The following is a 20,870-nucleotide window of genomic DNA, read 5'->3' as shown; positions in this document are numbered from 1 at the left end:
TGGTCCTTCGCGTTGTTCAAGACTGTAACCGAAGGCCCGGGACGTTGAGACGGCCGTCCGAACCGCGAGATGGATCTCAACGGGGTCAAACCGCCCAACGGCAGGGAGTGCTGAAAGTGCTGGAAGAGGTGGAGCGCTGGCTGGCCGACCGCTCCTGGTCCGCCGCCGACCGACCGCTCGACCAGCTGATCGAGCGGAAACGCGCAGCTGGGACCACGGTCAGCGTGGTGCTGCCGGCGCTCGACGAGGAGGCGACGGTCGGGGCGATCGTCGAGGTGATCCGCCGCGAACTGATCGACGGGCTGCCGGTCCCGCTCGTGGACGAGCTGGTCGTGATCGACTCGGGCTCCACCGACGCTACAGCGGAAGTCGCGGCGAAGGCCGGTGCGCGGGTGGTGCACCGCGACGCGATCCTGCCGCGGATTCCGGCCCTGCCCGGCAAGGGCGAGGTGCTGTGGCGCTCGCTGCTGGCCACCACCGGCGACGTGGTGTGCTTCGTCGACGCGGACCTGCGGGACTTCTCCTCCGCCTTCGTCTCCGGGATCGTCGGGCCGCTGCTGACCGAACCGGACGTGCAGTTCGTCAAGGCGATGTACGACCGTCCGCTCGGCGATGCCCCCGGCCAGGGCGGCCGGGTCACGGAACTGGTCGCCCGCCCCCTCCTGAACCTCCACTGGCCGCAGCTGGCCGGCTTCGTGCAGCCGCTGGGCGGCGAGTACGCCGTACGCCGCAGCCTGCTGGAGCGGCTGCGCTTCCCCGTCGGGTACGGCGTCGAGCTGGGCCTGCTGGTGGACGCCCTGCACACGGTCGGCCTGGACGCGCTGGCCCAGGTGGACGTCGGGGTGCGGCTCCACCGCCACCAGGACGGGCAGGCCCTGGGCCGGATGGCCGCGGCGATCTACCGCACCGCGCAGCTGCGGCTCGCGCGCGGGCACCTCGTACGGCCGGAACTGACGCAGTTCGAGCGGGGGCCGGACGGCTTCGTGCCGCGGACGTACCCGGTGGACACCGAGGAGCGGCCGCCGATGGCGGGCATCCAGGAGTACGCCCGCCGCCGTGTGGCGTGACGATCTCCTACGTTTGAGCGGGCGCGGGCCGGGCTAGGTTGGCCGCATGGCTTCCCAGGTACTCGTAGCAGCGAACCGCGGCCCGCTCTCGTACGCCCTCTCCGCCGACGGCACCCTCAGTGCCCGGCGCGGCGGGGGCGGTCTCGTCTCCGGCCTCTCGGCCGCGCTGGCACAGCAGCCGGAGGCGCTGTGGATCTGCGCGGCGCTGTCGGATGCGGACCGGGAGGCCGTCCGCCGGGGGGTGGCCGAGCCAGGTGTCCGGATGCTGGACATCGATCCCACGGTGTACGACGACGCGTACAACGGCATCGCCAATTCCGTGCTCTGGTTCACCCACCACCACCTGTACGACATCCCGCGCGAGCCGGTCTTCGACGCGCGGTTCCGGCAGCAGTGGGAGTCGTACCGGGCCTACAACCAGGCCTTCGCCGAGGCCCTCGCGCAGGAGGCGGCCGAGGGGGCGCGGGTCCTGGTGCAGGACTACCACCTGGCCCTGGTCCCCGGCGCCCTGCGCGAACTCCGCCCGGACCTGCGGATCGCGCACTTCACGCACACGCCGTGGGCCTCGCCGGAGTTCCTCGGGATGCTCCCGGACGACGTCCGCGGGCAGCTGGTGTGGGGGATGCTCGGCGCGGACGTGGTCGGCTTCCACACCCGGGCCTGGGCGGACGCCTTCCGGGCGGGCGCCCACCTGGACGCGGAGCGGGGCGCCGCCGAGCGGACGGAGGTGGCCGTGTTCCCGCTGGGCGTGGACGCGGACGAACTGCGGGCGCTCGCGCACCGGCCGGAGGTCGACGAGAAGCTGGCGCAGCTGCGGGCGGAGGTCGCGGGCCGCAGGACGATCGTGCGGGTGGACCGCACGGAGCTGTCGAAGAACATCCTGCGCGGGCTGCTGGCCTACCGGGAGCTGCTGACGGTCCACCCGGAGTGGCGCGGCCAGGTCGTGCACCTGGCGTCCGCGTACCCGTCGCGGCAGGACCTGGAGGTGTACCGGCGGTACACGGCGGACGTGGCCGAGCTGGCGGCGGAGATCAACGAGGAGTTCGGGACGGCGGACTGGCAGCCGGTGCTGGTGTCCGTGAAGGACGACTTCACGCGCTCGCTGGCGGCGTACCGGCTGGCGGACGTGGCCCTGGTGAACCCGGTCCGGGACGGCATGAACCTGGTGGCGAAGGAGATCCCGGTCGTCTCGGAGGCGGGCTGCGCGCTGGTGCTGTCCACCGGGGCGGGGGCGTACGAGGAGCTGCGCGGGGACGCGCTGACGGTGAACCCGTACGACGTCTCGGCGACGGCCGAGGCGCTGCACGCGGCGCTGTCCATGCCGGAGGCGGAACGCACGGACCGCACGAAACGCCTGGCCGCTGCCGCGACCGCCCTCCCCCCGTCAGCCTGGTTCAGGGCCCAACTGGACGCCCTGTCCTAGCCGGGGGCTCGACCGTGTGGCGGTGTCCCGCCTGCGGCGCCGCTGCTACGGGGCTCCGCGGTGTCCCTGCGGGGCTCAGCCGTGTGGCGGTGCCTCGTCTGCGGCCGCGTTGCACGGGGCTCCGCCCCGGACCCCGCTCCTCAAGCTCCCCCAGACTCCGTCCGGGGGGACCCCCGGGCGGGGCTGATTTTTTGCCCAGGCGGGGCTTTGGATGTGCTGGCCGGGACGGGTCTTGGCCTGGGTGTCGGGTGTGGGGCGGGGTCCCTCCGGAGTGTCTCCTCGGCTCGCGCACTGAGCCCTGGCTGTGAGAGATGCGGCCCAGGTTGCGCGCTCGTCCTGCGGGGACCCTCCTGCGCGCCCCCACCCCACACGCCCAGGCCCTGGAAGCGAAGCCCTGGTCGAGGGGAGTGGGGACACTGCGGGGTGTCCCCGCAGGACGAGCGCGCAACCTGGGCCGAACGTGTCCGACAGGGCTCAGTGCGCGAGCCGAGGAGATACCCCGGAGGGGCACCGCTCCCCGACCCCCCACCGAACAGGCCCCGCCAGGCACCGCACCCGCAATGCCACGGGAGCCAAAATCAAGCCCCTCCGGCGATTGAGGAGCGGGGGTCCGGGGGCTGGCCCCCGGCAACGGCGGCGCGGCCGGGAACGGTCAGGCGCGCAGCGCGGCGGCCAGCGTCGACAGGAAGGCGACCACCTCGGACGGGCCCGACAGGACGAGGTCGGCGCGGGAGGACAGCTCCGGCACCTCCGCGGAGCCACTGCACACCAGCAGCCCCGGCAGACCATCGGTCCGCCGCTTCTCGACGGCCGCGAACGCCGCGAGGTCCCCCAGGTCGTCCCCCGCGTACAGGACCGCCTCCGCGCCGGTCTCCGCGAGGAACTCCGTCAGGGCGACCCCCTTGTCCGTGCCCGGCGGCCGCAGTTCCAGTACGGCCCGGCCCGGCTCGACCATCAGCCCGTGGCGCGCGGCCAGCTCGGCCAGGGGTTCCCGCAGGGCCGCGAAGGCCTTCTCGGGGTCCTCGGCCCGGCGGGTGTGGACGGCCAGCGCCCGGCCCTTCTCCTCGATCCAGGTGCCCCGCCAGGCCCCGATCGACTCCAGGAACCCCGGCAGCTCGGCCCGTACCGCCGCCACACCCGGGTGCTCGGCGGGCGCCTGGACGGTTCCGGTGACGGCGTCCCAGCGCTCGGCCCCGTAGTGGCCGAGGACCACCAGGTGTTCCAGTCCCGACACCCCGGCGAATCCCCCGTAGCGGACGGCGACGCCCGCCGGCCGGCCGGTGATCACGGCCACCGAGGCCACTTCCGGGGCCAGCGCGGCGAGCGCCGGCACGGCCTCGGGGTGGGCGCGGGCCTGGTCCGGGTCCGGGACGATGTCGGCGAGGGTGCCGTCGAAGTCGAGTGCGACCACGGAGCGGCGCGGCGAGCGCAGCAGGGCGTCGAGCCCCTCGCGTCCGGCAGCGGTGACGGGCATCGGCAGGTCGTGCGGATGGCTCCCCATACGGACGACCCTAACGGCCCAGCCGCACGACGGCTACGGCGCCGTCGCCGCTCCTACCGCCGGGCCCGCTGGGCCTCGCGGATGCGGCGCAGCCGGTTCACGGTTCCGGGGGCGTGCGCAAGCGCCCGCGGGTCGTCCATCAGCACGTTGAGCAGCTGGTAGTAGCGGACCGGGGTCATCCCCAGCCCTTCCCGTATGGCCCGTTCCTTGGCTCCGGGCCCGGGCCAGGTACGTCCCTCGTACGCGAGCACCGCGGCCTCCGTGGCCGTCAGCTGCCCGTCGTCCGTCATACGGCCAGATTAACGCCGCGCACCGACACCGGCCCGGGCGGCCCGAGCCGAGCCACCCGGCACCGCACCGGCACCGGCACCGATCAGCGCGGGTCGGCCGCCCGCGCCGCCGTCGCGATCTCGTCGAGCACCTTCGCCGGCTGACCGCCCGGCTGCACGGTCTTGCCGATGTTCTGCTTGATGTCCTCGCTCACGCCCGCCCAGGACTCCTTGCCGACGGGGTAGAGCCGGGCGCTCGGCAGCGCCGCCAGGAAGGTCTTCAGCTGCACGGCCGCCCCGCCCGTGGAGGCCTCCATCGCCCGGTAGCCGCTGGTGGTGACGGGCAGCAGGTCGTACGTGTTGGTGAAGGCGGTCACGTTCTCCGGCTCGTAGAGGAAGTCCAGGAACTTGCCGGACTCGCTCTTGTGCCCGTTCTTGAAGGCCATCACCCAGTCGGCGACGCCCATCGCCGAGTGCTCGGTCCCGTCGGAGGTGGGCATGGTGACCATGCCGAACTTCACACCCTTGCCCGCGGCCTGCTTCAGCAGCGTCGGGTGGCCGTTGAGCATGCCGACCTCGCCGCGCGTGAAGGCGTCGAAGGCGGCCTGGCGGTCCAGCTTGCCCGGCTCCACGGGGCCGGTCAGGCCCTGGCCGACCATCTTGTCGCGGAGGAACTCCAGCGTCTTGATGTTGTCGGGCGAGTCGATGGAGTAGGCCTCTTCGTTGTCGGTGTAGCCGCCACCGCCCGAGAGCATCCACATCATCGTCTCGGCCTGCGCCTCCTCGCGGCCCAGCGGCAGCGCGAAGGGGGTCTGGACGCCGGCGCCCTTGAGCTTCTTGCCGGCGGCTTCCAGCTCCGCCCAGCTCTTGGGCTGCCAGCCGTTCTTGGCGTCCTTGGGAAGGACTCCCGCGTCGGTGAGCAGCTTCTCGTTGTAGAAGAGCAGCCGGGTGCTGGCCACGAAGGGCATGCCGTACTGGACCCGCTTGACCTTGCCCGCGTCCGCGAGGGGCCCGAGGAAGTCGGCCTCCGTCTTGACGGAGAGCAGCTCGTCGACCGTGTACAGCTTGTCGTCGGCCGCGTAGTCGGCGTAGGCGCCGATCTGCGCGATGTCGGGGGCCTTGCCCGCCTTGACCATCGCGGCGACCTTGGCGTCGACCTCCGACCAGGAGTAGACGCTCACCTCGACCTTGATGCCGGGGTGGGCCTTCTCGAACTTGTCGGAGAGGTCCTTCCAGTAGGACGCGGACGAGTTCTGCGGATTGTCCCCGTAGTCGGCCGCCACGACCCGCAGGGTCACCTCGTTGTTCCCCGTGAGTCCGTCGACGGCTCCGCAGCCGGTCAGCGTCACGGCGGTCAGGCACAGTGCGGCACCGGACGCGGCCTGCCTCAGGTAACGGCCCTTCACAGTTCTCCATCCACCCCTTGTTGTACGTACGATCCACGTAAGGTCTACACCACTTTGACGGCTGGACCACATCCGGATCCGGTCCGTGTCCGGTTCGTGTCCGGACCTTCGGCCCGACTTTGTATGGCCGCTCAACAATCCACCTCAATGGACTAGACCTTTCCCCGCCGAGCACGCGAGACTGTCCTCTGTGAAACCCGTGAAACACGTCATCGCCCTCGATGTGGGCGGCACCGGGATGAAGGCCGCCCTGGTCGCCGCCGACGGCACCCTGCTCCACGAAGCGCGCCGCGCCACCGGCCGCGAGCGGGGCCCCGACGCCGTCGTCGAGACGATCCTGGACTTCGCCGCCGAACTCCTCGACACCGGCCGCGAGCGCTTCGGCCCGGCCGCCTCCGCGGCCGGCGTCGCCGTCCCCGGCATCGTCGACGCCGAGAACGGGATCGCCGTCTACGCGGCGAACCTGGGCTGGCGCGACGTCGCGATGCGCGAGCTGCTCAGCAGACGCCTCGGCGGCATCCCGGTGGCCCTCGGCCACGACGTGCGCACGGGCGGACTCGCCGAAGGCCGCATCGGCGCCGGCCGGGGCGCCGACCGCTTCCTCTTCGTGCCGCTGGGCACCGGCATCGCCGGAGCCATCGGCATCGCCGGGCGCATCGAGGCGGGCGCCCACGGCTACGCGGGCGAGATCGGGCACGTCGTGGTCCGCCCCGGCGGCCCCGCCTGCGGCTGCGGCCAGCACGGCTGCCTGGAGACCCTCGCCTCCGCGTCCGCGGTCAGCCGCGCCTGGGCCGCCGCCTGCGGGGACCCCGACGCGGACGCCGCGGACTGCGCCAAGGCCGTCGAGGGCGGCGATGCGCGCGCCCTGGAGGTCTGGCTGGCGGCCGTCGGCGCCCTGGCCGACGGTCTGGTCACCGCCATCACCCTGCTGGACCCGCGCACGCTGATCATCGGTGGCGGGCTCGCCGAGGCCGGGGAAACCTTGTTCACACCACTACGGAAGGCCGTCGAGGAGCGCGTGACGTTCCAGCGGCTCCCCCACATCGTTCCGGCGGCCCTCGGGGACACCGCCGGATGCCTGGGCGCAGGGCTGCTCGCCTGGGACCTACTCGCCACGGAGGTACCTGCCTGATGTCCGGAAGCGCGCACAGCACTGTTCTCTCCGGCGCCAGGGTGGTGCTGCCCACCGGAACCGTCGCCAACGGCCGGGTCATCGTCGAGGGCGACCGCATCGCCGGGAGCGCCCACGAGGGCGCGCAGGTCCTCGACCTGTCCGGGCACTGGATCGTCCCCGGGTTCGTGGACATGCACAACCACGGCGGCGGCGGCTCCTCCTTCACCTCCGGCACCGCCGAGGAGATCCTCCACGGCGTACGGACCCACCGCGAGCACGGCACCACCACCCTGGTCGCCTCCACCGTCACCGGGGACCTCGCCGAACTCGCCCGGCGCGCGGGACTGCTCGCCGAGCTGACCCAGCAGGGCGAGATCGCGGGCATCCACTTCGAAGGTCCCTTCATCAACCCCTGCCGCAAGGGCGCGCACGAGGAGGACCTGCTCCGCGATCCCGACCCGGCGGAGGTGCGCAAGCTGATCGACGCCTCCCACGGCGCCGCCCGCATGTTCACCCTCGCCACCGAGCTGCCGGGCGGCCTGGACTCCGTACGGCTGCTCGCCGAGCACGGGGTGATCGCCGCGATCGGCCACACCGATTCCACGTACGAGCAGACCCGCGAGGCCATCGACGCGGGCGCGACCGTGGCCACCCACCTCTACAACGCGATGCCGGGCATGGAACACCGCGCCCCGGGCCCCATCGCCGCGCTGCTGGAGGACGAGCGGATCACCGTCGAGCTCATCAACGACGGCACCCACCTGCACCCCGCCATGCTGGAGCTCGCCTTCCACCACGCGGGCGCCCACCGGGTGGCGCTGATCACCGACGCGATGGACGCCGCGGGCTTCGGCGACGGCACCTACCGCCTCGGCCAGCTGGAGGTCGAGGTCCGCCAGGGCGTGGCCCGGCTCGTGGAGGGCGGCTCCATCGCGGGCTCGACCCTGACCCTGGACACCGCCTTCAAGCGCTCGGTCACCCTCGACAAGCTGCCGGTGGAATCCGTGGTCCAGGCGATCTCCGCCAACCCCGCCAAGCTGCTGGGCCTCTACGACAGGATCGGCTCGCTGGAGGCCGGCAAGTACGCCGACCTGGTCGTCCTCGACGCCGAGTTCGGCGTACGGGGCGTCATGCGGCGCGGCGAATGGGTCGTCAGCCCCGCCGCGCTGGCGGCGATCTGACGGCCAAGCGGCTGCAAGCCACGGAGCGGCCGACCCCGGCACTGGGCCGGCCGCTCGTCGTTTGGCATGATCCCGGCACCGACTGACCGGGAGTTCCCATGATCCTGACCGTGACGCTCAACAGCGCTCTCGACGTCACGTACCGCGTGCCGCGGCTGCGTCCGCACGCCTCGCACCGGGTCAGCGCCGTCACCGAACGCCCCGGGGGCAAGGGGATCAACGTCGCCCGGGTGCTGGCCGGCCTCGGCCACCCCGTGACGGCCACCGGCTTCGCGGGCGGCCCCGCCGGCGCCCTCGTACGGGAGCTGCTGGCCCGCTCCCCCGGGGTCGTGGACGCCCTGGTGCCCTGCGCGGACACCACCCGCCGCACCGTGGCCGTCGTCGACGAGGCCTCGGGCGACACCACCCAGTTCAACGAGCCCGGACCGCTGATCACCCCCGCGGAATGGTCCGCGTTCCTGGAGCGCTACGAGGCCCTGCTGGCGGGCGCCCGCGCGGTGGCCCTGTGCGGCAGCCTCCCGCCCGGCGTCCCCGTCGGCGCGTACGCGGTGCTCGTCCGGGCCGCCCGCGCGGCCGGGGCCCCCGTCCTGCTGGACACCAGCGGCGAGGCGCTGCGCCGCGGGGTCGCCGCCCGGCCCGAGATGATCAAGCCGAACGGGGCGGAGCTGGCCGAGCTGACCGGCTCCCGCGAGCCGCTCCCCGCCACCCGCGACGCCCGCCGCCGGGGCGCCCACGCCGTGGTCACCTCGCTGGGCCCGGACGGCCTGCTGGCCGCCACCGGCCAGGGCAGCTGGCGCGCGGCCCCGCCCCGCGCCCTGTCCGGCAACCCCACCGGAGCCGGTGACTCCGCGGTCGCCGGGCTGTTGTCCGCCCTGGTGGAGGGCCTGGACTGGCCCGAGCGCCTGGTCCGCGCGGTCGCCCTCTCGGCGGCCACGGTCGCCGCGCCGACGGCGGGAGAGTTCGACCCCCGCACCTACGAGGAGGTACGGGGGTCGGTGAAGGTGACGGCCGTTCAATAGCCCGCCGCGGGGCGGGCCTTGCCCGCCGTCCGCATCGGCGCCGGCGCCTGCGCCGGGGTCAGCCCTTCTTCTCCAGCACGAACTGGTCGATGGCCGCGTCGCACGAGTTCCCCTGCTCGCAGGAGATCCTGATCGTGTTCGTGCCCTTCTTGAGGTTCACGTAGGCGTAGGTGTTGGTCCAGCCCTTGGCCCAGTCGCCCTCGGCGGCCTTCGCGAAGTTCTTCATGTTCAGCGCACGGTTCTGCGCGGTGCCGTTGACCGTCAGCGTCGTGTTGGCGTCCTTGCCCGGGACGCCGTAGAACATCCGGAAGGTGTACTCGCCGTCCTTGGGCAGCTCCACCGTCCAGGTGACGGCCGCGCCGACCTGGTTGAAGCCGCCGACGTACTGGCCGCCCGCGCTCTTGGCGTTCGGCACCGCGTTCTGCAGCACCGCACCGCCCGTGAGGTCCATGCCCGCACCCGAGGCGTCCGCCTTGGGCAGCGGGGCCTCGGAGGGCTGCGGGGAACTGCTCGGGGGCGGGCTGGAGGGGTTCTGCGGGGCCGTCGACGGGTTCTGGCCGCCCGTTCCCGCCTCGTCCTTCTCCTTGCCCTTGTCCTTGTCGCCGAAAGCCAGGGCGGCGCCGATGCCGATCGCCACGGCCGCGACCACCGCCACGGCGGCGATCAGCAGGCCCTTGCGGCTGGAACCGCCACTGCCTCCGCCGTGACCGCCGTGACCACCGTGGCCGCCCGCGTGCGACATCGTCTGGGTCTGGTGCTGCGGGGGCTGCGACTGCGGCGGAACGCCGTAGCCGCCCGCCTGGAGCGCCTCGGGGGCCTGGTACTGGGCCTGGTAGGGCGGCTGCTGCGGACCCGGCTGCTGGGGCACGGGGCCGCGCTGGCCGCCGTACGTCCGCTCACCGACCGTGCGCACCTGGTGGTGCGAGGTCCGGGGGACGCCCGGCTGCGGGCCGGAATGACCGCCGGCCGCGGGGCCCGGGTAGCCGTATCCACCGCCCGAAGCGGGCGGGGTGGCTCCGGCCGCCTGGCCGTCCGCGTAGAGATACCCGAACGGATCATCGTCCTCGGGCTTGTTCGCCCCACTGTGCGGGCCGTTGTTCGCGGGCGTCGTCATCGCAGGTCACTCCTTTCGACCCCCGGGAGCCTACCCCGAACACGTGCACCCCCGGGCGGCCGATCGGATCAGCCGGCCCGCCGGTGCGCCTTGGAACGCGATCGCTTCTCGATGTACATGCGCTGGTCGGCGGAGCGCAGCACCTCGTCCGCGGACATCCCGCAGCTGGCCCATCCGATGCCGAAACTGGCCCCCACACGGACCGCACGGCCGTCCACCCGGATCGGCGGGATGATCGCGTTGCGCAGCCGGACCGCGAGGTCGGCGGCGTCCGCCGCGCCGAGGCCGTCGGCCAGGACGACGAATTCGTCACCACCCAGCCGGGCGACGGTGTCACCGTCCCTGACGCAGGTCGTCAGCCGCCGGGCCACCTCGATCAGGACCGCGTCGCCCGTGTGGTGCCCGAAGCGGTCGTTGATCGACTTGAAGCCGTCGAGGTCGCAGAAGAGCACCGCGAGCCCCTTCGTCCCGTCGTCGATGTCGGTCGCGGGCGCCACCGTGTGCACGTGGTGGTCGTACGGGCCGTCCGCCTGGGCGGGCAGGGAGCCGGGGAACTCGAAGGGATCGTGCCCGGCGTAGCGGTCCGGGCCGTCGGGTTGAAAGCCGTGCTCACCCGCACCACCCGCCTCTGCGCGCACCTCGTGGCCTTCGTGGCCCTCGTACCCCTCCCGGCCCTCACGCCCCTCGTAGGCCGCGTCCAGGGCCTCGACGGCGGTGGCGCGCACCGACTGCGGCCTGCGGCACAGCCGCGCCCCGAGGCGGGCCCGCAGCTCGGCGCTGTTGGGCAGGCCCGTCAGCGAGTCGTGGCTGGCCCGGTGCGCGAGCTGGAGCTCGTGCCGCTTGCGCTCCTCGATGTCCTCGACGTGCGTGAGCAGGAAGCGGGGCCCGTCCGCGGCGTCCGCGACCACGGAATTGCGCAGCGAGACCCAGACGTACGTGCCGTCGCGGCGGCCCAGGCGCAGCTCGGCGCGGCCGCCCTCGGCGGAGGTGCGCAGCAGGGTGCCGATGTCCTCGGGGTGGACCAGGTCGGAGAAGGAGTAGCGGCGCAGGACGGAGGCGGGGCGGCCCAGCAGCCTGCAGAGGGCGTCGTTCGTGCGCAGCAGCCGGCCGTGCTGGTCCCCGCCCATCTCGGCGATGGCCATGCCGCTGGGGGCGTACTCGAAGGCCTGCCGGAACGACTCTTCACTGGCTCGCAGGGCCTGCTGCTCGCGTTCCAGCCGGACCAGGGCGCGCTGCATGTTCGCGCGCAGGCGCGCGTTGCTGATCGCAATCGCCGCCTGGAAGGCGTACATCTGGAGCGCCTCGCGGCCCCAGGCGCCCGGGCGGCGGCCGTTCCTCGGTCTGTCCACCGAAATGACACCCAGAAGTTCCCCGCCGGACGCATACATCGGGGCGTAGAGCCGGTCCTCCGGATGCCATTCGTCCTCGAACCGCGGTTCGGGTCCCTCGGTGTGCCACTGGGGGACGTCGTCCTCCATGAGGATCCAGCCCTCGGTGTGCGGGATGAACCGCAGGCCGTCCCAGTTCTCACCCATCGTCAGACGGCGTTCCCAGGAGGACCGGGCGCCGACCCGGCCCGTGATCAGGGCCTCGGCCGCGGGGTCGCCGGCGAAGGCGGCGACGACGAGATCACCGTCCGGGCGAACGAGGTTGACACAGGCGAGTTCGTAGCCGAGGCCCACGACGATGCCGTCCACGACGGTCTGCAGAGTGTCCGCCAGGCTCCTGGCCGTGTTGAGCTCGGCCACCACCCGGTGCAGCTGCCGCAGGGTCGCAAGACGGACGTACGGCTCCGACTCGGTCTCCATTGCTCGCTCTCCCCGAGACCTCGACAGCAACTCCAGGTTTGTCATCGGCGTTTCGTTGCGGTGTCCCGTCCACTGAATCACAGTGAGCTGTGCGGCAGGTACACAGGGTCAACAAATCTTGCCGTCTGTGACTCAAGTCACATGAGATGAATTATGGCGCGTAACTGGCCCTTCTCGACAGAGAGCGCTCCCCCTCGTTCACGAGAGCAAACGATACGCCGGTCCTAGGCCGAGGGGCGGGGACACGGCTCGGACCAGGGCCCGATGTGCTGCGCGGGACCGCGACCATAGCGTGTTGCCGTGCCCAAGACGACCCCCTTGCCCCCCGTGTCCCGAGTGCCCGGTCCCAGTGCCCCGGGCGGTCCCCGCACCCCCCATCCTGGGGGAGTGAGCAACGACGAGTTCCGGGCCGCGATGTCCCGGCTGGCGGCGGGCGTGTGCCTGATCACCGCGCACGAGACGCCCCTGACCGCGGACGGGCCGCGCGGCGAGGACGTGGGCATGACGGCCACCGCCTTCATGTCCGTGTCCCTGGACCCGCCGTTGGTGCTGGTGAGCCTGCGCGAGGGCTCCCGGATGGACGACCTGCTGGCGGACCAGCCGCTGTGGGCCGTCTCCGTCCTCGCCGACCACCAGCTCCAGGTCGCCGGCCGCTTCTCGATGAAGGGCCGCATCAGCGACCGCCTGCTCTTCGCGGACCTCCCCTACGTCCGCGGCGAGGCCTCGGGCGCACCCCTGCTGACCGGCGCGCTCGCCACCCTGGAATGCCGTACGGAGAACCGCGTCGAGGCGGGCGACCACACCCTGGTCGTCGGCCGCGTCCTGACCGCCGCGCTGCCCTCCCCCGACTCGCCGCCCCTGACGTACTTCCGCGGCCGCTACCGGCACCTGAGCGGATAGCGGCATCGACGCGGGCAGCGGGCAGCAGACGACAGTCGACAGTCGACAGGCAGGGCCTACCAGTCGCGGCCGGTGCGGCCCCGCTTCGTCTCGGCCCGCGCCTTCTTCTCCCGCAGGCGGCGCTCGTTGATCCCCCGCGGGATCTTCGTCGCCCGGCGCGGCTTCGGCGGCGGCGCCGTCGCCTCGGCGAGCAGCGACGTCAGCCTGACCAGCGCCATCTCCCGGTTGCGGAACTGCGAGCGGTGCTCTGAGGCCCGTACCGTCACGACCCCGTCCACCAGCCGGCCCTCCAGCCGCTCCAGCGCCCGCGCCTTCCACACCTCCGGCAGCGCCTTCGTGCCCGCCACGTCGAACAGCAGCTCCACCCGCGAGTCGGAGGTGTTCACGTGCTGCCCGCCCGGCCCCGAGGAACGCGAAAAGCGCCAGGCGAGCTCGCCCTCGGGGAGCACGACCGAACCGCGGATGACATAGGGACCAGGCATGCCCCTATGATCCGCGCCCGCTCCCGCCCCGTCACGCGGATTTCACGACGGGAACCCGCCTGCCCCTCGTCGCGTTATAGAAGACAGCGGTAACTTGGCCCGCACATCGCGGTCAGTTTCTGCGTGTACGTGCATGTCGGATGAGGAAAGGGACATTCCCATGGCTGTCAGCCTGTCCAAGGGCGGCAACGTCTCGCTTTCGAAGGAGGCCCCCGGCCTCAGCGCCGTCACGGTCGGCCTCGGCTGGGACACCCGCACCACCACCGGCGTCGACTTCGACCTGGACGCCTCCGCGATCGCGGTCAACGCGACCGGCAAGGTCGTCTCCGACGGCCACTTCGTCTTCTTCAACAACAAGTCCACCCCGGACCAGACCATCGTCCACACCGGTGACAACCGCACCGGCGAGGGCGCGGGCGACGACGAGGCCATCAACGTCAACCTCGCGGGCCTGCCCGCCGACGTGGACAAGATCGTCTTCCCGGTCTCCATCTACGACGCCGAGAGCCGCAGCCAGAACTTCGGCCAGGTCCGCAACGCGTACATCCGCGTCGTGAACCAGGCCGGCGGCGCCGAGATCGCCCGCTACGACCTCTCCGAGGACGCGGCGACCGAGACCGCCATGGTCTTCGGCGAGCTGTACCGCAACGGCGCCGAGTGGAAGTTCCGCGCCGTCGGCCAGGGCTACGCCTCCGGCCTCACCGGCATCGCGCAGGACTTCGGCGTCAACGTCTAAGGACGCACGCACGGCCTGACGCCTCGCTGGCGAAGCCCCCTCCCGGCCGTCCGGGGAGGGGGCTTCGCTACCGTTCACCAGGTGATTCTCCAACCGCTCGTACCCGTGGACGGCGCCCTACCGGGTCCGGTCCTCACCGAGATCGCCGCCCTGTACGCGACGAACCACGCGTTCTTCGAACTCAGCGGCGACTTCCCCGACCCGGACCGCATCACGGTCGAACAGGTCGCGGCCGCCCTCGCCGACGAACTCGCCCACGACGGCGCCGAGGTGCTCCTCGCCCGCTCCGCCGGACGCCTCGTCGGCCTCGCCACCACCCTCGCCCACCACCCCGACCCGGAATCCGGCGACCCGGACCCGTGGATCGGCCTGCTGCTCATCGACGCCACCGCACACCGCGAGGGCTACGGCCGGGCCGTGGCGGGCATGGTCGAGGACCGCTTCCGCGCCGCCGGACGCACCGGCGTACGGCTCGCCGTGCTGGACGCCAACCCCAAGGCCCTCGCCTTCTGGCAGTCCCAGGGGTACACGGTCCTGCGCCAGGGCCCGGACCTCGAACGGGGCCGCCCCTGCACGGTGCTGCGCAAGGCGCTCCGTACGCCCTAGCTCACGGGCGCGGACGGCCCTTGCCGTACAGCCACACGTCCCAGACCTTCTTCAGGTCGTGGCCCGTCCGCTCCTGCGCGTAGGCGGTGAAATCGGCGGTGCCGGCGTTCCCGTGGCGGTGGTCGGCGGCCCAGCCGCGCAGCAGGTCGAAGAACTTCTCGTCGCCGACCACCTGCCGGATGCGGTGCAGGGCCATCGCGCCCCGGTAGTACACGGGCGCCCCCGAGATGTCCTCGGGCCCGGGCGGGGCGGCCGGCGGGAAGGCGGCCCAGTCGGAACCGGCCTCCTCGTCCACCTCCGTGTCACCGGCCAGGAAGGCCTCGAAGCGGGCCTGCGCGGTGGTACCGCCGTGGTCCTCGGACCACAGCCATTCGGCGTAGGTCGCGAAGCCCTCGTTGAGCCACATGTCCTTCCAGGACTTCGGCGACACCGAATTGCCGAACCACTGGTGGGCCAGCTCGTGCAGGACGAGCTCCTCGCTCCCGGGAGCGCCGGAGTAGACCGGCTTGGTCTGCGTCTCCAGCGCGTAGGCCAGGGTGGCTTCGGGCAGCACGACCGCGCCCGCCGTGCCGAAGGGGTACGGGCCGAAGCGGGAGCTGCCCCACTCCACCATCTCCGGCAGCCGCGCGAGCGGCCCCGCGCTCGCGGCGGCCTCCGCGGGCTCCACCGCGTTGTAGACGGCGACTCCGGACGCGGTCCGGCCCGTCGTCACCTTGAACTTGCCGACCGCGGCGGTGGCCAGGTAGCTGGCCATCGGCTCCGGGCTGTGCCAGGCGAACTCGGTCCGGCCGTCGTCCGTGGCGGTGCGGGAGCGCAACTCGCCGTTCGACACGGCCTCGTAGCCCTGCGGGACGGTGAGGGTGATGTCGTAGGTGGCCTTGTCGCTGGGATGGTGGTTGCCGGGGAACCAGGTCATCGAGCCGACGGGCTCGCCGACGCCGACCGCGCCGTCCTCGGTGCGGATCCAGCCCTCCTCGGAACCGTCCGGGTCCGCGAGGGACTTGGGCCTGCCGCCGTAGTCGATCTCCGTACGGAAGACCTCGCCCTTCTTGAGGTCCTCGGCCGGACGCACGGTCAGCTCGTTGCCGGTCCGGTTGTACCGGGCCGCGGCGCCCTGCACCCGTACGGCCTCCACGCGCAGGCCCGCGAGGTCGAGGTTGAAGGAACTGAGGCCCTGCTCCGCCCGGGCGGTGATGACGGCCGTACCGTCCAACTGCCCGTCGGCGGGGTCGTAGTCGAGGTCCAGGTCGTAGTGCTCGACCTGGTAGCCGCCGTTGCCCGCCTTGGGGAAGTAGGGGTCGCGCAGCCCCGACGCCCCCGGCCGCCCCTGCACGGTGCCGCCCGTACACGCCGCGGTGAGGGCGAGCAGGGCGGCGGCGGCAGTGACGGCGGAGCGGGATCGGGCGCGTGGTTCCACACGCCCGATCCTAAGCGGGCCGCACCCGGGTGTTACTTGCCGAGCGCGTCGACACCGGCCTTGGCGAACTTCTCGTCCAGGTCGCCGCTCGGGGCGCCCGCCACGCCGATGCCGGCGACCGGGGCACCCTCGACCTGCACCGGGGTGCCGCCGCCGAGGAAGAGCGTGCCGGGGATGTCCTTCAGGTTCGGGGTCTGGGCGAGGCGGCCCACGAGCACCGAAGTCGGGGCGTTCCAGGACACGGCCGTGAAGGCCTTGCGCTCCGCCGACTCGTAGGACTGCGGGCCCGCGCCGTCGCCGCGCAGGGTGACGATGGTGTTGCCGTTGCGGTCCACGACCGCGACCGTCACCTTCTGGTTCTCCTTCTCGGCGGCCTTCAGCGCAGCCTGGGCGGCGCGGGTGGCGGCGTCGACGGTGAGGTGGGTGGTCGTGGTGAAGTTCGTGTCCTTCGCCTCGTCCTTCTTCGCGGTGACGGCGGCCGGGGCGGCGTCGGCCGCGGGGGCGGCGCTGGCGCTGGCGCTGACCGCGCCGAAGGTCCCGGCGCCCAGGGCGACGGCGAGGGCGGTACCGGTGAGGACGCGGGTACGGGTGTTCATCTCTGCTCCTGAGAACGGCGAAACGGCGACGGCCTCGGACCGGGCGGCCCGGCTCGTCCACTGCTCCAAGCCTGGGCCCGAACCCCCCGCCACCCCGTCCCCGTACCGGCTCGCCCCGCCCACCGCACCGGCTGACCCGGATGTCATCCGATCGGCCGATGCGGTGTCCCTGCGGGGCTCGGCAGTGTGATCCCCGGCCCTGGCGTGGCCTGCGCGCGTGGCCGAGCCGGGGCTGGGGTTTCCGCCACGGCTCCGCCAAGGAGACCAGGCTGTGCTTCCAGGGCCCGGGCGTGTGGGGTGGGGGCGCGCAGGAGGGTCCCCGCAGGACGAGCGCGCAACCGGGGCAAGCTTTCGCAGCTGGGGCTCAGTGCGCGAGCCGAGGAGACACTCCGGAGGGACCCCGCCCCACACCCCCGAACCCCGCCAAGCACCGCAACAGCCAGCACATCCAACGCCCAGCCCGGGCAAAATCCAGCCCCGCCCGGGGGTCCCCCCGGACGGAGTCTGGGGGAGATTGAGGCGCGGGGTCCGGGGCGGAGCCCCGTGCAGCGGCGCGGCAGACGCACCAGGACACCGCCAAGCCCCGCAGGGACACGGCAAGCGCAAGGATGGACCTACCCGACCCAAGGAGCCAGGAGCACCCCGTGAGGCACCGCCCGCCGGCCGACCCCGACACCCGCACCCTGGCCACCGTCATGCACGCCGCGTTCTTCCTGCTCCTCGGCGCCTCGGTGGCCCGCTTCCTGCTCCGGCACCCCGGCGAACCCCGCACCCCCTGGGTCATCGCCCTCAGCATCGCCCTGGCCCTGCTCTACGTCCTCGGCCCCGCCGTCGGCGCCTCGGCCCAGACCTCCGCGCGAGCGGAACGGCAGCCGGCCGGCCGCCTCGTCTGGCTCGGCCTGGTCGTCGCCACCTGGGTGGTCCTCGTCGTCCTCGCGCCGAGCTTCGCCTGGTGCGCCGTACCACTGTTCTTCACCGCCCTGCGCACGCTCCCCCCGCGCGCCGCGATCGTCCTCGTCGCCCTGCTGACCGTGTTCGTCGTGATCGCCCAGCTCCAGCTCGCCACCGCCTTCGACCCCAACCTCCTGCTGGCCCCGCCCGCCGTCGCGGCCCTCGCCACCGCCGTCTTCGTGCACATGGAGCGCCAGGCACAGGCCCAGCGCGCGCTGATCGACGACCTGATCCGCACCCGCAGGGAACTGGCCGCCACCGAACGCCGTGAAGGCACCCTCGCCGAACGGCAGCGGCTGTCCATGGAGATCCACGACACCCTCGCGCAGAACCTGTCCAGCCAGCAGATGCTGCTCCAGGCCGCCGACCGCACCTGGGACTCCGACCCCGGCACCGCCCGCGCCCACGTCCGCACCGCCACCGGCATCGCCGCCCGCGGCCTCGCCGAGGCGCGCAGGCTCGTCCACGACCTGGCCCCGGCCGAACTCGCCGGCGGAGCCGGTCTCGCCGAGGCCCTGCGCGCCCTGGACGCGGGCCCGGACATCACGGTCCGCTTCCACCTCGAAGGCACCCCGGCCCCGCTCCCCGACCGGGTGCAGTCGGCCCTGCTGCGCATAGCCCAGGGCGCACTGGCGAACGTACGCGAGCACTCCGGCGCCCGGACGGCCGCGCTCACCCTGAGCTTCCTCGGCGACCAGGTGGTCCTGGACGTCGCCGACGACGGCCACGGCTTCGCCGAACCCCGCGCCGCCGCCGCGCAGCGCGGCCACGGCCTCCCGGCGATGCGCGCCCGCGTCCGCCAGCTGGGCGGCACCCTGACGATCGAATCCACGCCGGGCGAGGGCACCGTCCTCTCCGCGGCCATCCCCCTGGAGCAGGCCCCATGACGACGATCCTCCTGTGCGACGACCACGTGGTGGTCCGGGCGGGCCTGCTGGCCCTGCTCGGCAGCGAGCCCGACATCGAGGTCCTCGGCGAGGCCGGCAGCGGCGAGGAGGCCGTCGCGCTGGCGGCCAAGCTGCGCCCCGACGTGGTCCTGATGGACCTTCAGCTGGGCGAGGGCATCGACGGCGTCGAGGCCACCCGCCGCATCACGGCCCTGGCGGACCCGCCGCACGTCCTGGTCCTCACCACGTACGACACGGACGCGGACATCACCCGGGCGATCGGCGCGGGCGCGACGGGTTACCTCCTGAAGGCGGAGCGCCCGGAGGAGCTGTTCGCCGCCATCCACTCGGCGGCCCAGGGCCGCACGACCCTGTCCGCGCCGGTGGCCAGCCGCGTCATGGCCCACATGCGCGGCACCCGCCCCACCCTCACCGACCGCGAGCTGGACATCCTCGGCCAGCTGGCCCGCGGCCTCGGCAACCGGGACATCGCCCGCGCCCTGTTCATCAGCGAGGCCACGGTCAAGACCCACCTGGGCCGCATCTACGACAAGCTCGGGGTCGACACCCGCGCGGGCGCGGTCTCGGTGGCCAAGGAACAACGCCTCCTGCCGTGAGACGACGGTCACTGCCCTGAAGCCACGGGCCCGCCCCGGAGCCGCGGACCCCGCCGGGAGGCGGGGGGCCCCGCCCCGAAGCCGTCGGCCGGGCCGCCCGCAGGGCACCCGCGCCGGACCCCGCCCGGCCGTGACACCATCGGGTACGTGCTCGACATCGGCTACTCCCTCTCCCGGCGCTTCCCCGACCCCCCGCAGACCGACTACCGCTCCGCGGACGTCCACACCCTGCGGCACGACCTGTTCTGCGGGGACGTGTACCTCGCCGACACCAACGCGGACCGGGAAGTGTCCACAGCCTGGGGATGGGTGCCCGTACTGGACTTCGCCTGGGCGCTGTGCGACATCGTCGAGCAGCTCGACCAGGACCCCCGCGGCAGCCGCTCCTCCAACCGCCAGTACGCCGAGCTCGACTTCACCGAGTCCACGGACCGGATGCTCTTCGAACGCCGCTTCGGCTGGGTCGACGTCGAGGCCGACTGGATGCCGGCCGAGGAGGACCCGCTGACCTTCAGCCACCGCCTGCTGCGCCGCGAGGCCCGCGACTTCCTGCACGACCTCATCGCGGACCTGATCGACATGCATGACGGCCTGGCGGACAACCCGGCCATCTGGACCCTGCAGGCCCGTTTCCCCCGCGTCCCGGCGTAGACCGCCTCAGGCCCGCGGTTCGCCGCCCGGACCGGCGGACAGCAGCTCCCGGAAGGCCTGCGCGGAGCGCGGGTTCTGTCCGCACTGCCACACGCCGTGCGGGCAGTAGTCGGTGATGCTGTGGTAGAGCGGCTCGTGCTCGGCGAACCAGGCCAGCATGCGCCGCACGTACTCGGGATTGTCGCCGTGCCGGAACAGCCCCCATTCGGGGTAGGAGATCCGCTTGCCGTGCGCCTTCGCGAAGTCGACCTGCTGCTGGAGTCCGTAGGGCTGGGTGACCTGCTCGTCGAAGGTGGCGCCGGGCTCCTGGTCGTAGGAGTCCATCCCGACGATGTCGACCACGTCGTCGCCGGGATAGCAGCGGGTCCAGGCGATCGCGTCGCCCCCGCGGTTGGGGGCGTAGTCGAAACGGAACCGCTGCCCCTCCACCGCACGCATGGCGGCCACGATGCGCCGCCAGTACCTCTTCCAGTTCTCGGGGTCGGGGCGACAGCGGTGGGTGTAGTTGAAGCCGTTCATCTCCCAGCCGAGCACGATCACCGTGTCCGGCACCCCGAGGTCGACCAGACGCCTGGCCAGCTGCCGGAAGTGGTGGTCGTTCGCCCCCCGTGCGCCGGAGCGGATCAGCTCTGCGACCCGGCTGTCGGGGACACCTGCCTCGTTGCGCTCCTGCATGGGCACGTTCAGCACGAACAGCCGGTCGGCCCTCTCGTTGCGCCACCGTGCCCAGGTGCGCAGGGAAGCGGGCGCCCCCTCGATGTTCGACCAGGTGTCGCCGGGCAGATAGGTGTGCCCGGCGCGCAGCTCGGTACCGCCGAGCCAGCGCGAGAGCTCCTGCATCCGCTCGACGCCGGGCGAGCCGTAGTGGAGGTAGGCGCCCACGGCGGCCTCACCGGACTCGCCGGCCTCGGTCCCTGCGCTGCCCCCGGACCCTTCCCGCGGCGCCGGTGTGCCGAGGACGCCCCCCAGGAGGAGCAGGCCGACGGCGACCGTACTGGCGCAGGCGCCCGCCAGGCGGCGGCCCCGATCGGACATGACACCTCCACAGGCTCGTGCACCGATGTATCTGCCTGCGACGTTAGGCACCTCGCCCGAGGACTGCCCGTCCAGGCAGCCGAATGCTCA

20 protein-coding genes are annotated in these 20,870 nt (G+C 72.8%); 11 read left to right on the top strand and 9 right to left on the bottom strand.

The genetic code is table 11. The features are described 5' to 3' along the window. Positions 1 to 116: 116 nt before the first annotated feature. On the top strand, positions 117 to 1,067 hold the full coding sequence (locus IO30_RS0122100; protein WP_031145336.1) for a glucosyl-3-phosphoglycerate synthase: 951 nt from the start codon (positions 117 to 119) through the stop codon (positions 1,065 to 1,067). Between the two features lie 46 nt (positions 1,068 to 1,113). Next, a complete protein-coding gene (locus tag IO30_RS0122095; protein ID WP_031145333.1) occupies positions 1,114 to 2,490 on the top strand; it encodes an alpha,alpha-trehalose-phosphate synthase (UDP-forming) in 1,377 nt (458 codons plus the stop codon). Between the two features lie 652 nt (positions 2,491 to 3,142). On the opposite strand, the gene otsB is transcribed toward IO30_RS0122095, so the two are convergent. The 3 genes from otsB to IO30_RS0122080 form a co-directional block, all read right to left on the bottom strand. Next, positions 3,143 to 3,991 (bottom strand): trehalose-phosphatase, encoded by an 849-nt coding sequence (gene otsB / locus IO30_RS0122090; RefSeq protein WP_031145331.1) that lies wholly within the window; start codon positions 3,989 to 3,991, stop codon positions 3,143 to 3,145. 53 nt (positions 3,992 to 4,044) lie between these two features. Beyond that, entirely contained in the window at positions 4,045 to 4,281 is a 237-nt protein-coding gene (locus tag IO30_RS0122085; RefSeq protein ID WP_031145330.1) for a DUF3263 domain-containing protein, read from the bottom strand. Positions 4,282 to 4,364: 83 nt separating this feature from the next. Beyond that, positions 4,365 to 5,666: an extracellular solute-binding protein gene (locus tag IO30_RS0122080; protein WP_037894813.1), complete on the bottom strand. Its 1,302-nt coding sequence runs from the start codon at positions 5,664 to 5,666 to the stop codon at positions 4,365 to 4,367. 199 nt (positions 5,667 to 5,865) lie between these two features. On the opposite strand from IO30_RS0122080, the gene IO30_RS0122075 reads away from it, so the two are divergent. The 3 genes from IO30_RS0122075 (at position 5,866) to IO30_RS0122065 (ending at position 8,980) form a co-directional block, all read left to right on the top strand. Further along, positions 5,866 to 6,798 carry an ROK family protein gene (locus tag IO30_RS0122075; protein ID WP_031145327.1) on the top strand — a complete coding sequence of 311 codons (933 nt, stop codon included), beginning with the start codon at positions 5,866 to 5,868 and terminating at the stop codon, positions 6,796 to 6,798. Next, positions 6,798 to 7,961, top strand: coding sequence for an N-acetylglucosamine-6-phosphate deacetylase (gene nagA, locus IO30_RS0122070; protein ID WP_031145325.1), 1,164 nt, complete (start codon positions 6,798 to 6,800; stop codon positions 7,959 to 7,961). The genes IO30_RS0122075 and nagA overlap by 1 nt, the downstream gene beginning before the upstream one ends. Positions 7,962 to 8,059: 98 nt before the next feature. Next, on the top strand, positions 8,060 to 8,980 hold the full coding sequence (locus IO30_RS0122065; protein WP_031145323.1) for a 1-phosphofructokinase family hexose kinase: 921 nt from the start codon (positions 8,060 to 8,062) through the stop codon (positions 8,978 to 8,980). A 58-nt stretch (positions 8,981 to 9,038) separates the two neighbouring features. Here the strand turns inward: IO30_RS0122065 and IO30_RS0122060 are convergent, their stop codons facing one another. Then, positions 9,039 to 10,094 (bottom strand): CBM35 domain-containing protein, encoded by a 1,056-nt coding sequence (locus tag IO30_RS0122060; RefSeq protein WP_031145321.1) that lies wholly within the window; start codon positions 10,092 to 10,094, stop codon positions 9,039 to 9,041. A 68-nt stretch (positions 10,095 to 10,162) separates the two neighbouring features. After that, entirely contained in the window at positions 10,163 to 11,902 is a 1,740-nt protein-coding gene (gene cdgB, locus IO30_RS0122055) for a diguanylate cyclase CdgB (protein WP_031145319.1), read from the bottom strand. 300 nt (positions 11,903 to 12,202) lie between these two features. Here cdgB and IO30_RS0122050 point away from each other — a divergent pair, with 300 nt between their 5' ends. Beyond that, positions 12,203 to 12,802: a flavin reductase family protein gene (locus IO30_RS0122050; RefSeq protein ID WP_107065240.1), complete on the top strand. Its 600-nt coding sequence runs from the start codon at positions 12,203 to 12,205 to the stop codon at positions 12,800 to 12,802. Positions 12,803 to 12,858: 56 nt separating this feature from the next. Here the strand turns inward: IO30_RS0122050 and arfB are convergent, their stop codons facing one another. Then, positions 12,859 to 13,284, bottom strand: coding sequence for an alternative ribosome rescue aminoacyl-tRNA hydrolase ArfB (gene arfB, locus IO30_RS0122045; protein WP_031145316.1), 426 nt, complete (start codon positions 13,282 to 13,284; stop codon positions 12,859 to 12,861). A gap of 160 nt (positions 13,285 to 13,444) precedes the next feature. On the opposite strand from arfB, the gene IO30_RS0122040 reads away from it, so the two are divergent. After that, a complete protein-coding gene (locus tag IO30_RS0122040; RefSeq protein WP_031145314.1) occupies positions 13,445 to 14,020 on the top strand; it encodes a TerD family protein in 576 nt (191 codons plus the stop codon). An 81-nt stretch (positions 14,021 to 14,101) separates the two neighbouring features. Beyond that, the gene (locus IO30_RS0122035; RefSeq protein ID WP_031145312.1) at positions 14,102 to 14,626 is read left to right on the top strand and encodes a GNAT family N-acetyltransferase; all 525 of its coding nucleotides are present in this window, start codon (positions 14,102 to 14,104) and stop codon (positions 14,624 to 14,626) included. A 1-nt stretch (position 14,627) separates the two neighbouring features. Here IO30_RS0122035 and IO30_RS0122030 read toward each other — a convergent pair whose 3' ends face one another. Together IO30_RS0122030 and IO30_RS0122025 are read right to left on the bottom strand one after the other, a co-directional pair. Next, a complete protein-coding gene (locus IO30_RS0122030) occupies positions 14,628 to 16,043 on the bottom strand; it encodes a M1 family metallopeptidase (protein ID WP_031145310.1) in 1,416 nt (471 codons plus the stop codon). Between the two features lie 32 nt (positions 16,044 to 16,075). Then, positions 16,076 to 16,639, bottom strand: a complete 564-nt coding sequence (locus tag IO30_RS0122025; protein WP_031145308.1) for a GlcG/HbpS family heme-binding protein — start codon at positions 16,637 to 16,639, stop codon at positions 16,076 to 16,078. A gap of 608 nt (positions 16,640 to 17,247) precedes the next feature. Between IO30_RS0122025 and IO30_RS0122020 the strand changes: the two genes are divergently transcribed. From IO30_RS0122020 to IO30_RS0122010, 3 genes are all read left to right on the top strand, one after another. Then, entirely contained in the window at positions 17,248 to 18,477 is a 1,230-nt protein-coding gene (locus IO30_RS0122020) for a sensor histidine kinase (RefSeq protein WP_051859936.1), read from the top strand. Next, a complete protein-coding gene (locus IO30_RS0122015; protein WP_031145304.1) occupies positions 18,474 to 19,094 on the top strand; it encodes a response regulator in 621 nt (206 codons plus the stop codon). The genes IO30_RS0122020 and IO30_RS0122015 overlap by 4 nt, the downstream gene beginning before the upstream one ends. 147 nt (positions 19,095 to 19,241) lie before the next feature. Then, positions 19,242 to 19,745 carry a hypothetical protein gene (locus IO30_RS0122010; protein ID WP_031145302.1) on the top strand — a complete coding sequence of 168 codons (504 nt, stop codon included), beginning with the start codon at positions 19,242 to 19,244 and terminating at the stop codon, positions 19,743 to 19,745. A 6-nt stretch (positions 19,746 to 19,751) separates the two neighbouring features. On the opposite strand, the gene IO30_RS0122005 is transcribed toward IO30_RS0122010, so the two are convergent. Beyond that, positions 19,752 to 20,780 (bottom strand): glycoside hydrolase family 26 protein, encoded by a 1,029-nt coding sequence (locus IO30_RS0122005; protein WP_078904789.1) that lies wholly within the window; start codon positions 20,778 to 20,780, stop codon positions 19,752 to 19,754. Between the last annotated feature and the right edge of the window lie 90 nt (positions 20,781 to 20,870).

The organism is Streptomyces xanthophaeus (genome assembly GCF_000725805.1).
In the GTDB taxonomy this organism is placed as follows: Bacteria; Actinomycetota; Actinomycetes; order Streptomycetales; family Streptomycetaceae; genus Streptomyces; species Streptomyces xanthophaeus.
This window is presented reverse-complemented; position numbering and strand designations above follow the sequence as displayed.